The sequence below is a fragment of the Streptomyces sp. LZ34 genome, assembly GCF_053890475.1.
Genome location: NZ_CM132680.1, coordinates 2,282,613 through 2,298,872 on the forward strand (window position 1 = coordinate 2,282,613; position 16,260 = coordinate 2,298,872).

Genomic DNA, 16,260 nt, shown 5'->3' on the forward strand with positions numbered 1-16,260 from the left:
TACGGCCCTCAGGAGGTTCGGTGCAGCAGTCGTTGCCGGTCCGGTTCATCCAGGTCACCGAGGTCCAGCGGATCACCCCGCGCATGGCGCGCGTGACCTTCGACGGGGACGGCCTCGCCGACTTCGTCTGCGACGCGCCCGACCAGCAGGTCAAGTTGTACTTCCCCAGGCCCGGCCAGTCGGCGCCCCGCCTCCCGGAGCCCGGCGCGGACGGCGATGTGATGCGGTGGTACCAGGCGTACCAGGCGATCCCCGAGGACGAGCGGCCGTGGATGCGCAGCTACACCATCCGGGCGCACCACCCGCGGCGCCGTTCGTTGGACATCGACTTTGTCCTGCACGGAGACGGTGACGGGGGCGGGGACGGGGGCGGGGGCGGGGACACTGGCGGAGACGGTGACGCTGGCCCGGCGACACGCTGGGCGCGGGCGGCCCGGCCCGGCGACACGCTCGGCATGTTCGGCCCCTCGGCGGCCTTCGCCCGCCCCGTGCCGCTCGGCGTGGCCGACTGGACGCTGCTGGCCGGGGACGAGTCCGCGCTGCCCGCGATCGGCACGCTGATCGAGGCGCTGCCCGAGGGCGCCCGCGCGGTGGCGTACATCGAGGTCGCCGACGCGGCGGAGGAGCAGCGCTTCACGACCGGGGGCGAGGTGGAGGTGCACTGGCTGCACCGGAACGGCCGCCCCGCCGGAAGCGGCGGGCTCCTGCTCGACGCGGTGCGCTCGGCCGCCTTCCCGCCCGGCTCGGTGTTCGCGTGGCTGGCCGGTGAGGCGGGGGCGGTACGGAGCCTGCGCCGGCACCTGGTCGACGAGCGCGGCATCGACCGGCGGTCGGTCGACTTCACCGGCTACTGGCGGCTGAAGCTCACCCAGGACGACGCCCCGACGGAGGAGGACCTGGCCGAGGCTCGGGAGCGGGTGGCGGACGCGCAGCCGGGGCCCAACGGCTGAGGCCCCCCTTTTTTGAGGCTCGGTTCTCCCCCAGCGCCGTCACACGAGCGCGGCGGCCTCCTGCACCGTGAGGTCGCCGCCCTCGGCGTACGCGCGCTCGTACGTGCGCGCGTCCAGCGCGCGGCGCAGCTCCGCCTCGGCCCGCTGCCGTACCTCGGCCGCGGCCGAGAAGGAGCGGAAGCAGAAGCCCTCCATCACGGGCCCGTGGTCGTAGGCCCCCAGCAGCCGCGCCCCGTCCTCCGCCGCGCCCAGGTGCGCCTTGGCCCAGGCGGCGCTGATGAACTGCTCGGCGATCAGATGCGGGGCGACCAGGTAGGCCAGGGTCTCCAAGGAGCGCACGGCACGCCGGAGGTGCTCCTGGGCGCGCTCGTACGCGCCGTCCAGGCAGTCCAGCCAGCCGTGCAGGCCCGCCACCATGCCGGTGAGGAACGCCGGGGTGGCGGCCGGAAAGGCCTGCTCCAGTTGGTCGAGCTGGTCCCGCGCGGGGCCGGTGCGGCCGGTGCGGCCGAGGTGCTGGACCAGTATCAGCCGCGCCGTGTCCAGGGTCTCCCCGGCGTACTGGCCCGACTCCACCACCGCGTGGCGCAGCAGCCGCTCGGCCTCGGCCTCCTCCCACGCGTCCCGGGCGACCTCCAGCCGTACGGACGCCAGCTTGGCCTTGAGCACGGGGATCTGGGCCCAGGCGCCGCCCCGCGCGGAGCTCCCGATGGCGCGCGCGTAGTCGGTGGCGGCCTCCCCGTACCGGCCCCGCCACTCGGACGCCTCGCCGCGCGCGGACAGCGACTCGGCGATCCCCCATGGATCACCGGCCCGCTCGAACTGGGCCAGCGCCCGGTCGGCGTCGCCCGCCGCCCGCTCGGGGCCGCCCGGGTGGTCGTACCGCAGCCTCGCGCGCAGCAGCAGGGCGAGGCCGAGCTCCCAGACGTGCCCGAGCTCCCGGCAGTCCCGCACCATGGCGTCCAGCATCTCGCCGAGGCTCGCGGCCTGACCGGTGAGCAGTTTGGCGGAGAACCACATGAGGCCCGGCTGGCGGCAGGTCTGCGGCATCCCCGGCCGGTACGCGTCGACGATCCCGCGCAGGTACTCCTGGGCGCCTTCCCGGTCCGCCGAGGTGGCGCCGCCGCCTCCGTCGCTCGCGAAGACCATCAGCCGCGCCCCGCGCCGGGCCTCCCACAGCTGTTCCTCGGACCAGGGCGGCGCCTGGCCGGTACAGGGGTCGGCCAGCGGCACGGCGGGCCGTACGGGCGGGAGGAAGGGGTCGGGGCCGAGCGCGGCGACGGCGGGCGCCCAGGCGCGGGCGTCCCCGTGGTGGTTGCGCAGCTGCCAGAACCAGCTCATGGAGAGCGCCAGGCACAGCGCCTCCTGCTCCTCCCGCAGCTCCACGGCCCGCCGCAGCGCGGCCCGTACGTTGTCGTGCTCCGCCTCGAACCGCTCCAGCCACCGCGCCTGCTCAGGCCCGCGCAGCAGCGGGTCGCCGGTGCGGACCAGTTCGCGGTAGACGGTCAGGTGCCGCCGCTCGACGGCCTCCCGCTCCCCGGCCTCGGCCAGCCGCCACGCGGCGTACTCGGCGACGGTCTCCAGCAGCCGGTAGCGCATCCCGCCCGGGCCCTCGGGGACGGCGAGCACGAGCGACTTGTCGACAAGGGAACCCAGGATGTCGAAGGTGTCCTTCGGGGCGGGGTCGGCCCAGTCGCCCGGGTCGTCACGGGTGGGGTGCCCCGTGGCGCCCCCGGCGCAGACGGCCTCGGCCTCCTCCAGCGCACAGCCGCCCGAGAAGACGGCCAGCCGCCGCAGCACGGTCCGCTCGCCGTCGTCCAGCAGGTCCCAGGACCAGTCCACCACCGCCCGCAGCGTCCGCTGCCGGGGCAGTGCGGTCCGGTGGCCGCCGGTCAGCAGCCGGAAACGGCTGTCCAGGCGGTCGGCGATCTGGCGCGGGGTCAGCGCCCGCAGCCGGGCCGCGGCCAGCTCCACGGCCAGCGGCAGGCCGTCGAGCCGACGGCAGATCTCCACGCAGGCGGACCGGTCGTCCTCGACGCGGAACCCGGGGCGCACGGCGGCGCCGCGCTCGGCGAACAGCCGCAGCGCCACCTCGGGCGGCAGCGGCTCGACGGGCCGTACCCACTCGCCCGGCACGCCCAGCGGCTCCCGGCTGGTGGCCAGCACGGTCACGTCCGGACAGCCGGTGAGCAGGGTCTGGGCCAACTCGGCTGCGGCGCCGACCACATGCTCGCAGTTGTCCAGGACGAGCAGCATCCGGCGCCGGCCGCAGTGCTCCACCAGTTCCGCGAGGGGGCCGGGCGCGGCTCCCTCGGCCGCCCTCAGCTCCCGGGCGCCGGGCCCTCGCAGCGCCGTATCGCGCGCCCCGAGGGCGGTCAGCACCGCCTCCGCCACGGCGTCTCCGCCCCGTACGGGCGCCAGCTCGGCCACCCACACCCCGCCCGGCCACGCCCCATCCGGCCACGCCCCATCCGCCCCGTCCCCGGCCGCCGCGTCCCCGGCCGCCGTCTCGGCGGCCTCCAGGGCCAGTCGGGTCTTCCCGACGCCGCCGGGACCCATCAGGGTGATCAGCCGCCGGGTGCGCAACTCACCGACCAGCCCGTCCAGTTCGGCCTCGCGCCCCACGAAGGTGGTCAGCCGGGGCCGCAGATTCCCCACCCCACGCCGCCCGCCGCGCCCGCGCTGCCCGCCATCTCCGCCGCGCCCGCCGGGCCCGGGGCGCCCAGGGCGCGCGCCATGCTCAGGGGCGCCGCTCGCGGCGTGCCGCTGCGTAGCGCCTTGTCTGTCGTACCCCGGTGCGCCGCCGTCGCCGCGCCGGGGCGCGCCTCCTGGCCCGTCAGGTCGTGGCCAACCGCCGTGCTCCCCGTGCCGCTTCGAGCCGCCCCGCCTACCGCTCCCGCCATGCCGCGCCGGGCCGTTTGGCGGCGCCGAAGTCACATCCTCGGCCAGCAGTTCGGCGTGCAGGGCGCGCAGTTCGCCGCTCGGATCCGCGCCGAGGCGATCGGCGAGCCGGAGGCGGACCTCCTCGTACGCCTGAAGGGCCTCGGCACGGCGGCCGGTGGTGCGCAAGGCGCGGATCCACAGCGCCTGGAGTGGCTCGTCCAGCGGCCCCTGGCCCGCCAGCGCAGCCAGGTCGGCCAGGGCGCCCTCCGCGCGGCCCAGCGCCACCTCGGCCGCCAGGCGGTCCCGGCGCGCCTGGGCGTGGCGCCGTTCGGCTCGTACGGCGGCGGGGCCGCCGCGCGAGGCTGGCGACACTCCTTTGGCCCCGCTCGGCAGATCCGCGAGCAGCTGGCCGCGCCACAGCTTCAGCGCCTGATCGAGCAGCGTGGCGGCCTCGCGCGCGTCGCCCGCGCCGAGGGCGGCGGAGCCCTCCGCCGCCAGCCGCTCGAAGCGGAACAAATCGATATCGTCCGGCTCCGCCACCAGGCGGTAGCCTCCGGGCACCGAGGCCACCGCGCCCTTGCCCAGCGCCCGCCGCAGCCGTCCCACCAACGCCTGCACCGCCGCCACTTCGTCGGCGGGCGGCGCTTCGTCCTCGCCCCAGACCTGGGTGGCCAGCTGCGCCGTGGACGCCGGACGGCCGCCACCCATGGCCAGCGCGCCCAGCAGCGCGCGCAACCGGGCGCCGCCGAGCGGCACCTCGGTGCCGTCCGGACGGAGGGCCTGGGTGGCGCCGAGCACACGGTAGCGGTACGTCACCCGCCCATTGTCCCCGCACCGCCGCCCGGGCCGACCCCAGCCGTGTCCCCACCCCCCGGCCCTGCCCCTGACCAGCGCTCCCCCGACCACCGCACCGCGAAAACGCCTTGGCCGATCTCACCGCCGCGGTGATACTCGCCGCATGGATCTCTCCCTCATCGCCGCCTTCGTGGTGGCCGCCTTCCTGCTCAGCGTCGCCCCCGGCCCGGACATGCTCTTCATCGTGGCCAACGCCACGGCCGGAGGCCGCCGCGCCGGGCTGGTGGCCGCCCTCGGCATGTCGACCGGTCTGGCCGTGCACACGCTCGCCGCGGCGCTCGGCCTGAGCGCGCTGTTCCGGGCGGCCCCGGAGGCGCTGGAGGTGGTGCGGCTGGCCGGCGCGGTGTTCCTGATCTACCTCGCCGTCACCTCCTGGCGGGCGGGCCGCCGTACGCCCGGCGAGGCCGACCAGGGTCCCGCAGCGGCCACCGCGCCCCGGCGGCCGCTGCGCAAGCTCTATCTGATGGCGACGCTCACCAATGTGGCCAACCCCAAGGTCATCCTCTTCTACCTGGCGTTTCTGCCGCAGTTCCTCACCGTGGGCGATTCGGCGTGGCCGGTGTGGCTACAGCTGCTGACCCTCGGCGGGCTGTTCATCATGGTCGGGCTGCCGGTGGACGCCACGGTCGGGCTGGCCGCCGGAAGCCTGGCCGACAAGCTTCTCAGCCGGCCCTCCTTCCGCCGCCGGCTGGAGCGGGCGTCGGCCGTGGTCTTCGGCGGGCTCGCGGTCCGGCTGGCGCTCGACAGCCGCTGAGCGACAAAACGACAAATCACCAAAAATCTTCCCCGTGTGCCGCGGTCGCGCAGAGTCCCCTCCCCGGAAAACAACAAGGCCCGGCCCCCCTTCTTTTATGCGCCGCGCCCGGGATATCCATGAGGTGAGCGGCCGAGCACCGGCCGTGACCGGCACAGACGGAAGGACCTGGGACGATGAGCGACGACACGGCACGGCCGGACCCCGGACAGGGCGGCTGGTACGTGGACGACCGCTGTACGAACTGCGATGTGGCGCGGCAACTCGCCCCAGGGCTGATCGGTGAGGCCGACGGCCGCTCGCGGGTGCTGCGCCAGCCGCGCGACGAGGCCGAGACCGCGCTGCTGCACACCGCCGCGTACGCCTGCCACACCCGGTCGATCCGCCCCCCGGCCGGGCGGCGGCTCGACCCGGCGCTCGACCCGTTTCCGCTGGCCCTGGACGACTCCGTCTGGCTGTGCGGACACAACTCGACGCACACCGCCGCGGCCAACTCCTACCTGCTGCGCCGCCCGTCGGGAAACGTCATGGTCGACACACCGCGCTGGAGCGAGGCGCTGGCGGAGCGGTACGAGGCGCTCGGCCCGGTGGCCGATGTGCTGCTCACTCACCGCGACCACGCCGCGCACGGCCGCCGCTGGGCGGACCGCTTCGGCGCCCGGCTGTTGATCCACGAGGGCGACCTGGCCGCGGCCCCGGACGCCGACCGCGTGCTGCGGGGCACCGAGCCGGTCGAGGTCGCCGACGGCGTGGTCGCCCATCCGCTCCCCGGGCACACCGAGGGCAGCGTGCTCTATGTGGCGGACGAGCGGTACTGCTTCAGCGGCGACAGCCTCTACTGGTCGCGCACCACGGCGGACATCGAGGTCGTGGAGAGCGTGACCTGGTATTCCATCGAGGAGCTGGCCGCGTCCCTGGCCCGCTCGGCCCCGCGTCTGCGCTTCGAGTGGCTACTGCCCGGCCATGGAGACCGCAAGCGGCTGCCCGCCGCGGAGACGGCCCGTCGCCTGGCGGGGCTGACGGACCGGGTGCGGGCGCTGAGGCCCCGGCCGGTCGACTTCTCGGCCGTCCGCTGGTGAGCGGCCGGCCGGCCACCCCCGTAGGCTGGGAGAAACCAAGTCCTCTGCCGTGGCGCCAGGCGCGAGGAGGGCGGTATGGGCAGATACGCGCGGGCCATCGAGGGGGCGGTCGTCCGGCGGGGCGACCCCGGCTTTGAGAAGCTCCGGGCGAGCATGGTGTGGAACGAGCTGACACCGGCCCGGTCCCCGGATGTGATCGTGGTGGCCGCCTCCGAGCGGGACGTTCCCGAAGCGGTGCTGCTGGCCCGCTCCGGCGGCATGCGGATCGCCGTACGGGCCGGCGGACACAGCTGGTGCGGCTCGCCGCTGCACGAGGGCGGGATGCTCATCGACCTCTCGGGACTGCGCCGGTACGCGATCGACCCGGCGTCCCGGACGGCCCGTGTGCAGCCGGGGGTGACGGGCGGGGAGCTGGCCGCGCGGCTGGCGCGCTACCAACTGGCGTATGCCGTGGGGCACTGCGAGTCGGTGGCGATGGGCGGATACCTGCTCAGCGGCGGCCTCGGCTGGAACTCCGGGGCCTGGGGCCCGGCCTGCGCGGGCGTCCGGCGCGTCGAGGCGGTCACCGCGGACGGCGAGGTGATCAGGTGCGACGCGCGGGAGAACGCGGACCTGTTCTGGGCGGCGCGGGGCGCGGGGCCCGGTTTCTGCGCCGCCGCCACCGGATTCGACCTCGCCCTGCACCCCCTGCCCGCGGCCGCCGCGACGACCACCTACGCTCTCCCCCTCGCCGACGTCGAAGAGGTGGCGCGGCAGATCACCGGGGTCTCGGACCGGCTCCCCGCCGAGGTGGAGCTGACCCTCCAACTCGCGACGGCCGGCCCGGACATGTGGCCCACCCCGCCCAGGCCCCCGGTGATCACCGTCACCGCCACCGCGTTCGCCGACTCGTGGCGGGAGGCCGTCCGCCGCACCGAGCCCCTGCGGAGCTGCCCCGCCGTGGAACACGCGGTGTTCCGCGGCGAGAGCGAGCCGGCCTCCTTCGAGGCCCTGTGCGGCGGTTCCTCGTCCGCCTGGTCTGCCAGGCCGACGAGATACCGCTTCGCGGTGGACACTTTGTGGTCCGACGAGGACCTGGGGACGCTGCTGGCCCCGCTCGCCGAGGCCATCGCCGCCGCGCCCTCCGACAAGTCGCTCGTCCTGGCGCCCTTCCGGCCCGCCTCCCGGGACGAGCGGCTGCCGGCCGACATGGCGTTCTCGGTGCTCGGCAGGTCGTACGTCGTGCCGTACGCGGTCTGGGACGGCCCGGGCCGGGACGAGGCCAACGTCCGGTGGCTGCGGGAGGCGATGGGCCGGGTGGAGCCACTGGGCACCGGGCACTACATCGGCGAGGCCGACCTCACCGCCGCCCCCGCCCGCGCCGAGCGGTCCTACACACCGGACGGCTGGCGGCGGCTGCGGGAGGTGCGGGCGCGGTACGACCCCGACGGCGTCTTCCACACGTACCTTTGAGGCCGGTTCCCGCAGCGACTCGGACGGCCTAGTCCGCCATGCCGCGCACCAGCAACAGTGCCGAGCCGACCAGGGTGGCCGTGACGATGGAGCCCATGGTGATGCCCCACGCCACCGGGCCCAGCGGGGTGCAGCCGAAGAACTGGCTGACGCCCGGCGTCTGGACGATGCCCGCGAGGACCGCCGCGGAGCCGAATCCCGCGATCAGGACGTGCCGGTCCAGTCCGCCGGTGGCCAGGGTCTGGGCGAGCTGGGTGCCGACCAGGGCGACGAGCGCGACCGTGCTCGCGCGGCGGCCGCGGCCGGTGAGCCGGGCGCCGGACCAGGCCATGCCCGCGCCGAGGGCGGTGATGACGCCGCGGAGCAGCATCTCCTTGGTCAGGGCGGTGCCGAGGGAGCGGTGCGGGCCTTCGCGCAGCAGCCGCTCACCGGTGTGGCCGGTCGGCTCGCGCACCGCGATGGCGAGCGCGGGCGCGAGGTCGGTCAACAGGTTGACCAGCATGATCTGCCGGGCGCTCAGCGGTGTGCCGCCGGTGAGCGAGGCGGTGACCACGCTGAAGGTGACCTCTCCCAGGTTGCCGCCGATGAGGATGGCGAGCGCGGCCCGCACGGAGGCCCACATGGCCCGCCCCTCCATGAGCGCCGAGACGATGGTCTCCAGTCGGTCGTCGCCGACGACCAGGTCCGCGGCGGCGGTCGCGGCGGGTGTCCCGCGTCGGCCCAGGGCGATCCCGACGTCCGCGAGGCGGATGGCGGGGGCGTCGTTGGCCCCGTCGCCGGTCATCGCCACGACCCGCCCGAGGCGCTGGTACGCCTGGACGATGCGGACCTTGTGGTGCGGGCTGCACCGGGCGATCACGTCGACGGTGGGCAGCAGTTCGTCGAGTCTGGCGTCGTCGAGCTCGTCCAGCTCGGGCCCCGTGCACACCTTCGGTTCTGGGACGTCGCTGACGGTCGCGGCGATGGCGTCCGCGGTGGCCGGGTGGTCGCCGGTGAGCATCACCGTGTGCACGCCCGCCTCGTGCAGCCGCCTGGTGGCGGGGGCGGCGCTCGTGCGGACCGGGTCGGCCAGCGCGATGAACCCGAGGAAGACCAGGTCGCGTACGGCCTCGTCGGTGAGCTCCTCGTCCTCGGCCATGGGGCGTTCGGCCACGGCCAGGACCCGGCGGCCCGCCCCGGCGAGCTCCTCGGCGCGGTCGGTGAGTTCCTGGGCGGCGGCGGTGTCCAGCGGGGTCTGCGCGTCCCGGGTCCGCCGGCGGGTGCAGCGGCGCAGCACGTTCTCCGGTGCGCCCTTCACGCTCAGCAGCGCGCCGCGCGAGGTGCGCCCGGCGGTGGCGTGGTAGGCCCGGGACGGTTCAAAGGGCAGTGCGTCGGTGCGCCGCCAGCGGGGGGCGCCGTGTCGTACGGCGGCGCCGGCGCGGCGGGCTCCGGCCATCACCGCACGGTCGGTCTGGTGGGCCATGGGCTCCGCCTGCCGGGCCGGCGGGGTGGCGCGCAGCGCGGCGGCGAGCACCGCCTTGCGCGGGTTGTCGAGCCGGTCGGCGGGCAGTTCGTCCTCTCCGTCGCTGACGGCCGCGAGTTGGAGGTTGCCCTCGGTGAGGGTGCCGGTCTTGTCGAAGCACAGGACGTCGGCGCGGCCGAGCGCCTCGATGGTGCGGGGGTTGCGGACCAGGGCGCCGAGGTCGGCCAGGCGGCGGGCGGCGGCGAGCTGGGCCGCGTTGACCAGGAAGGGCAGCCCTTCGGGTACGGAGGCGACGGCGAGGTTCACCGACTGGGCGAGCGTGTCGGCCAGCTTGCGGCCGTGCAGCATCCCGGCCACGGACACCGCGGACGCGGAGCCGAGGGCGATGGGCAGGCTGGCCCGGGTGAGTTTGGTCAGCCGGGCCTCCACCCCGGTGACGGGCGCGGCCTGGCGCGCGGTGGCCAGGCTGCGGCCGACCTCGGTGGAGGTGCCGGTGGCCACCACGACGGCCACCGCCCGCCCGGCGGAGACGGTGGTGCCCTCGTAGAGCATCGAGCGGCGCCCGGTGATGTCCGCGGCGACCACCGGCGCCGGGTCCTTGGGCACCGGGAGGGACTCGCCGGTCAGCGAGGACTCGTCGACCTCGAGGCCCTCGGTCTCCAGCAGCCGGCAGTCGGCGGGCACCACGTCCTCGGGGCGCAGCACGACGAGGTCGCCGGGCACCAGGTCACCGGCGGCGACCAGCCGCTCGGTGCCGCCGCGGCGTACCCGCGCGCCGATGGCCGAGCGGGCGAACAGCTCCGCCAGGGCGTGCTCGGTCCTGACCCGCTGGACCCCGCCGACCAGCGCGGAGGTCCCGGTGATGGCGGCCACCAGGGCGGCGTCGGTGCGCGATCCCACGGCCGCGGCCAGCGCGGCCCCGGCGGCGAGCACCGGGGTGAGGGGGTTGGCCAGCTCCTCGATGAACGCCGCGGGCAGGCTGGTGCCGGGCGGCTCGCCGGTGCGCGGCGCGCCGGGGGCGCGGGCGCGGGCGGCGGCCTCGGCCGGGGCGAGTCCTTCGGACCGGGTGCCCAGGCGTTCCAGTACGCGCGGGCCGGGCATCAGATGCCAGGGGAAGGAGGTCACCGGCGGTGCCAGGGGGCGCGCTATCAGCTGCCGGGCGCGCCAGTTGCCCATGCAGAAGGCGATGGTCCCGGCGGCGTTGCTGGCGCCGGTGGAGCGCGCGGCGGCCTGTCGGCGCCGGGCCTTGAGCGCGGCGACGGCGCCGACGCCGCTGCCGCCGGCCGCGAGTACGGCGCTGTCCCGGTCGACCCGGGCGGCCACCCCCACGGCGTCCACGATCACCCCGGCCGACTCCAGGTCCGCGCCGACCAGCAGATGCGCTCCCCAGGCCGGGGGCTCGCCGTCGCGGTGGGTGCCGATGCCGCAGTCGGCGGCGCCCAGCGCCCGGCGGTTGCCCGAGAGCAGCAGGAGCACGGCGCCGTCGGCCTGGAGGGCGCGCACCGAGGCCACCAGGCGTCCTCCGGCGGGCACCACCGCGTCGGCGAAGGCGAACGCCGGGTGCGGGCGGTCGGTGGCCAGGACGACGCGAGCGCCCGCCCGGCGGGCGGCGGCCGCCACGGCCTCGGCGCCCGGGACGGTCTGCGCGGCCAGCCCCACCACGGCCTGGAGGCGGCGTCCCTTGGCCAGGCCGAGGACGCGCTCGCTGCCCTTGCGGCGCAGACGGGTGGCGGCCTGGCTGCCCGTACGGCCCGTCAGGTCGAGCCGGTCCAGCGGCCCCAGCGCCCAGCCCTGGCCGTTCCGGCGGACCTCCAGGGGGCCGTCGGGGTCGAAGAGGTCGAAGAGCCGCTCGGCGATCAGCGGGGCCTCGGCCCCGCCGAGCACGTCCACGTCGATGGGCTCGTACCGGTCGCTTCGCAGCGCCTCCTCGTCCAGCACCACCGTGTCGACCTGGCCCAGCCGCCGCAGCGCTCCGCGGTCCATGGCCACCACGCCGCGCAGCGCGAGAAAGCGGCCGAGGCTGGTCGCGAAGCCCTCCCGGCCGGCCCCCGGCGCCTTCGGTACGGAGGCCAGCGCCACGGCGAGGCCGCGGCGCGGGCCGCCGAACGGCACGGCGAGGGCGCCGGCGAGGACCCCGGCCCGCATGGACCGCTCCGCGTAGCGCGTGGTCGCGTCCCTCGGGGGCGTTCCGGGCCGCTCGACGATGATCGGCTCGGCCGCCACGTCCCGCGGGCCGTGCACCAGATGCGGCTCGGCCGCCTCCCAGGCCTGGCTCTCCGCGTCGGCCTCCCGCCACTGGGCTATGCGCTCGACCGTGTCGAGCGCGAGCCCTCCGCCGCGGGTGGCCACGCCCTGGGCGAGCGCGCTCACCGCGGTCAGGGCCGAGTCGGCCCGCTCCGCGCCGCCGATCGCCGCGGCCAGCCGGCGTACCCGCGGGTGGTGCTGGAGCAGGGAGGCCAGCGCGCCCACCTCGGTGGGCAGTTTGAGCCAGGGGGCCAGGCGCAGCGCGGTGGACAGGCTCAGGCCCACGGCGTCCGCGGTCAGCGCGGAGACGGACTCGGGGGTGCTGGCCCCTTCGGAGGGGTGGTGCGGCTCCGGGCACCACTCGTCGAACTCCTCGGCCTCGGTGGCGGCTCTGTGCGCTTCGGCCTGCTCGACCAGGGCGACCAGCTCGGACTCGCGCGGCGGCGGGGAGACGAGCGACACCACGACGCGCTCGGTGGGCGCGTTGACCCGCGCCCACCGGACACCGGGGTGCGATTCGAGCGCCGTCTCCACGCGGCGGCCCACCCGCTCGCCCCCGATGCCGTGCACCCCGCGGACCTCGATGTAGCAGCGCCCGGGGTGGGACCACACTCCGCGCCGCGGCAGGCTGGCCAGCCGTCCGACCAGTCCGGCCGCGCCGCGCAGGCCGGCGGTCACCCCGCCGGTGAGGGGTCCCAGCAGCGGGGGCGCCGGGATGCGCGGTCCCGACCGCCCTGATCGTTCCTGCTGCTCCGCCTGCTCCGGCTGCTCTGACCGGTCTGGCTGCTCCGACCGTGGTGCCTGTGACATCGACGCGACCTCCCTACCTCCCTGCACGAAGTAAATCCCGATTACCCTGAAAAGTGAGGAATTACCGCAACGTCAACCATGTGTGGACGTGAGATCTGTGAGTACTCCCACCACCCGCAAGCGCGGGTCCTCGGACAAGACGAAGACAGCGGCCCGGCAGAAGACGACGGCCGAGCGGAAGACGACGGCCGAGCGGAAGACGACGGGGCGGCGGAAGACGACGGCCGCCGCGAAGAGCACAACCGGCACCGCCGCGAAGAGCACCAAGGCCGTGACGAAGGCCGGGAGGCCGGCCAAGGCCAGGGCGGACGGCGACAAGCGGTCCTTCACCGTCACCGTCCCCACGATGGGGAGCGTGGCGGGCGGCCTGATGGACGCGGCGCTGCTGCCGGTGGCGGTGGCCCGCCGGTGGCTGCCCGCCAAGGGTGGCCTGCCGCTGTACGTGGGCCTGGGCGTCCTGGGCGTCGCGGACGCGCTCGAGTGGCCGGTGGCCGTGGGCATCGGCATCGGCTACGCCGTGCTGCGCCGCGGCGGCGTCATGGCGCCCCCGTCCACCGGCCGCCGGACCCTCGCCCAAGCGGCCTGAAAGGCACCTGTTCGGGCGCTCCGCCCGACGGGCCGGCGCCGTCCGGGCCCCGGCCCGTCGGGCGCGGAGGGGTCACCCCGCATACCGCTCGCTCCCCTGCTGGCATATGTCCTTCTTTGGGGTGAAACTTGAATCCCGAAAGAGGGAGCCTTCCTCGGGGAAGTGATGAAGTGCCGGTCAGCTGGGACGACACCGCCGTCCTCACCGATGCCCACGACCGCTTTCTGGCGGGCAGAGGGGTCAGGCGCGCCGTGCGTCCGCCGATCCTCAGCTCCTGGGAGCGCTGCCGGTCGCTGGGCATCGCCGCCGACCACGTGGACGTGCTGTACCACACGGAGCTGGACCTCGGCGGCAGCCTCGCCGAGGCCGCCCGGCCGGTGCTGGACCGGCTCGAGTCCCAGGTGTCCGGCATCCGGGTGAGCGCGGTCCTGTGCGACCAGGGCGCCCGGGTGCTGGAGCGCCGGGTCGGTGAGCACTCGCTCAACCGCTTCCTGGACTCCCTGAACCTCGCCCCCGGCTTCGGCTTCTCCGAGGAGCTCACCGGCACCAACGGCATGGGCACCGCGCTCGCGGCCCGGCAGCCCGCCTTCGTGTGCGGCCGGGAGCACTTCGCCGACATCATGCGACAGTTCGCCTGCGCCGCCGCCCCCATCCGTGACCCCTTGAGCGGGCGCGTCCTCGGCGCGCTGGACCTGACCTGCGACCACCGCCACGCCGACGTCTCGATGCTGGGCCTGGTCCACCAGGCGGCGGTCGATGTGGAGCAGCGGCTGCTCGACCGCATCACCGCCCGCGAGCGGGCCCTGCTCGCCGCTTTCGCCGCCGGCCGCTCCCGGGAGGCCGCCGACGCCCTCGACCGGCGGGATCAGCTGGTGCTTGAGGAGCTGGCCATGCAGCTCATCGCCGGCGGCCGCGCCTGTGTCGTGGAGACGCGGCTCCCCGAGGGGCGCGGCGTCACGCTCTGGTGCCACGAGACCCGCATCCCCACCGGCGCGACCGGCTTCCTCGTCGAGGCCGTGCTGCCCGGCGGCCGGCGGTACCGCTGTGCCCCCGAGGACCGTACGGACTCCCCCGACCCTCGTGTCCTCGCGGGCGAAAGGCCCGTCCTCGCGGGCGGAAGCCCGATGTCCCGCCCGCCGCTCACCCCGGAGAGCCTCGCGCTTCCCGCGTTCCCGGCCGCCGACGGCCCCACCCCGCCGGCCGCGTCGGGCCGCCCCGGCTCCGTCCCTCCCCAGGCCCCTCCCCCGGAGCCTCCCCTCATGGCCTCCTCCGATGTGTGGGCGCGGGGCAGTCCGCTGGCCGTCGGGGAGCCCGGCGTCAGCCGCCTGGCGCTGCTGGCCCGGGAGCGGCTGGGGCTGCTGTGCGAGGCGGGCGTGACCGTCGGCACCACCTTGGACGTCACCCGCACCGCCGAGGAGCTGACCGAGGTGGCCGCGCCGCGGTTCGCCGACTACGTCGCCGTGGACCTGCCCGACTGCGTGCTGCGCGGCGAGGAGCCGCTACGGACCGACGGCCCGCTGCTGCGGGTGGCGATGGCGGGGGTGCGCGCGGCGTCCCGCCTGTACCCGGTGGGCGAGTCGATCAGCTACGCCCCCGCCACGCCGCACGCCCGCGCGCTCGCCACCGGCGAGCCCGTACTCGAGCCGTATCTGAACGAGGCGTACGGCTGGCTGGCCAACAACCCGGCCCGCGGCGGGCAGGTGCTGCGGGCGGGGATCCACTCGCTGATCGCGGTGCCGATGCGGGCCCGGGGCGTCGTCCTGGGCGTGGCCTCCTTCTACCGCTCCGCGCTCAAGCAGCCCTTCGAGGAGGACGATCTGTCCTTGGCCGAGGACCTGGTCAGCCGCGCCGCCGTGTGCATCGACAACGCGCGGCGCTTCACCCGCGAGCACGCGACCGCGCTGGCGCTGCAGCGCAGCCTGCTCCCCCGCGGGCTGCCCGCGCAGCACGCCGTGGAGGCCGCCCACCGCTATCGGCCCGCCACGACCTGGGTCGGGGGCGACTGGTTCGATGTGATTCCGCTGTCCGGCTCCCGGGTGGCCCTGGCGGTCGGCGACGTGGTCGGGCACGGGCTGCACGCGACGGCGACCATGGGCAGGCTGCGCACGGCCGTCCACAACTTCTCGGCGCTGGATCTGGCGGTCGACGAGGTCCTCACCCAACTCGACGATCTGGTCTGCCGCCTCGACCCGGACGCGATGGGCCCGGACGCGTTGGACGGCGGCCCGGCGGGCACGGACGCGCACCCGACGGACACCGGGCCCGAGCCGGGCGGCGAGCGCGAGCCGGGCATCGTCGGCTCCGGCTGTCTGTACGCCGTCTACGACCCGGTGAGCCGCCACTGCACCGCCGCCCGGGCCGGACACCCGCCGCCCGTCCTGGTCCTGCCCGACGGCACCGTGGAGTTCCCCGACGTGCCCCCGGGGCCGCCGCTCGGCGTGGGCGGCCTGCCGTTCGAGACCGCCGACTTCGAGGTCCCCGAGGGCAGCCTGCTGGTGCTCTACACCGATGGCCTGCTCACCGGCGGCGGCCGCGACGCGGAGGTCGGCCTCGAGCGGCTGCGCGCCGCCCTGGCCCGCCCGGGCCGTACGCCGGACCAGGCCTGCGCCGCCCTGGAGTCCCTGCTTCCGGACCGTCCCGTGGACGATGTGGTGCTGCTCGTGGCCCGCACCCGGGCCCTGGGCGAGGACCAGGTCGCCGTCTGGGACCTGCCCGCGGATCCGGCCGAGGTGTCCCGGGCGCGCCGGGAGGTCGTCGCGCGGCTGACCGAGTGGGGTCTGGAGGAGCCGGCGTTCACCACCGAGCTGATCGTCAGCGAGCTGGTCACCAACGCCATCCGGTACGGCCACGAGCCGCTCCAGCTGCGGCTGCTGCGCGAGCGCGCGCTCATCTGCGAGATGGCCGACGGCAGCAGCACCTCCCCGCGGCTGCGCCGGGCCCGCACCACCGACGAGGGCGGCCGCGGGCTGTTCCTGGTCGCCCAGCTCGCCCAGCGCTGGGGCACCCGCTACACCGAGCACGGCAAGGTGATCTGGACCGAGCAGCCACTGCCCCGGCGTCACCCGGAGCCGGCACCGCGGCGGTGACGCTCTTCCCTGCCCCGACGGACCGCCCCGGGTTCCGGGGGGCAACCGGTTTCCGGGATTTGTGTTATCCAGACCGCGCGGCTCCGTCTCCTGTGGGGGGCG

At 75.9% G+C, this 16,260-nt stretch carries 8 protein-coding genes; 6 read left to right on the forward strand and 2 right to left on the reverse strand.

Going from position 1 to position 16,260, the window contains the following annotated elements:
- The first annotated feature begins 20 nt into the window (after positions 1-20).
- On the forward strand, positions 21-950 hold the full coding sequence (locus tag ACWY4P_RS08170) for a siderophore-interacting protein (protein ID WP_456209544.1): 930 nt from the start codon (positions 21-23) through the stop codon (positions 948-950).
- A gap of 39 nt (positions 951-989) precedes the next feature.
- Here ACWY4P_RS08170 and ACWY4P_RS08175 read toward each other — a convergent pair whose 3' ends face one another.
- Positions 990-4,646 carry an AfsR/SARP family transcriptional regulator gene (locus ACWY4P_RS08175; RefSeq protein WP_456209545.1) on the reverse strand — a complete coding sequence of 1,219 codons (3,657 nt, stop codon included), beginning with the start codon at positions 4,644-4,646 and terminating at the stop codon, positions 990-992.
- Between the two features lie 142 nt (positions 4,647-4,788).
- Here ACWY4P_RS08175 and ACWY4P_RS08180 point away from each other — a divergent pair, with 142 nt between their 5' ends.
- From ACWY4P_RS08180 to ACWY4P_RS08190, 3 genes are all read left to right on the forward strand, one after another.
- Entirely contained in the window at positions 4,789-5,439 is a 651-nt protein-coding gene (locus ACWY4P_RS08180; RefSeq protein ID WP_456209547.1) for a LysE family translocator, read from the forward strand.
- A gap of 176 nt (positions 5,440-5,615) precedes the next feature.
- Positions 5,616-6,518, forward strand: a complete 903-nt coding sequence (locus ACWY4P_RS08185; RefSeq protein ID WP_456209549.1) for an MBL fold metallo-hydrolase — start codon at positions 5,616-5,618, stop codon at positions 6,516-6,518.
- A gap of 75 nt (positions 6,519-6,593) precedes the next feature.
- Positions 6,594-7,970: an FAD-binding oxidoreductase gene (locus ACWY4P_RS08190; protein WP_456209550.1), complete on the forward strand. Its 1,377-nt coding sequence runs from the start codon at positions 6,594-6,596 to the stop codon at positions 7,968-7,970.
- Between the two features lie 28 nt (positions 7,971-7,998).
- Here the strand turns inward: ACWY4P_RS08190 and ACWY4P_RS08195 are convergent, their stop codons facing one another.
- Complete coding sequence (locus ACWY4P_RS08195; protein ID WP_456209551.1) at positions 7,999-12,486, reverse strand: HAD-IC family P-type ATPase; 4,488 nt, start codon at positions 12,484-12,486, stop codon at positions 7,999-8,001.
- Positions 12,487-12,574: 88 nt separating this feature from the next.
- Here ACWY4P_RS08195 and ACWY4P_RS08200 point away from each other — a divergent pair, with 88 nt between their 5' ends.
- Both ACWY4P_RS08200 and ACWY4P_RS08205 read left to right on the forward strand, forming a co-directional pair.
- The gene (locus ACWY4P_RS08200) at positions 12,575-13,072 is read left to right on the forward strand and encodes a hypothetical protein (protein WP_456209552.1); all 498 of its coding nucleotides are present in this window, start codon (positions 12,575-12,577) and stop codon (positions 13,070-13,072) included.
- A gap of 170 nt (positions 13,073-13,242) precedes the next feature.
- Positions 13,243-16,158, forward strand: coding sequence for a SpoIIE family protein phosphatase (locus tag ACWY4P_RS08205; RefSeq protein ID WP_456209554.1), 2,916 nt, complete (start codon positions 13,243-13,245; stop codon positions 16,156-16,158).
- Positions 16,159-16,260: the final 102 nt, after the last annotated feature.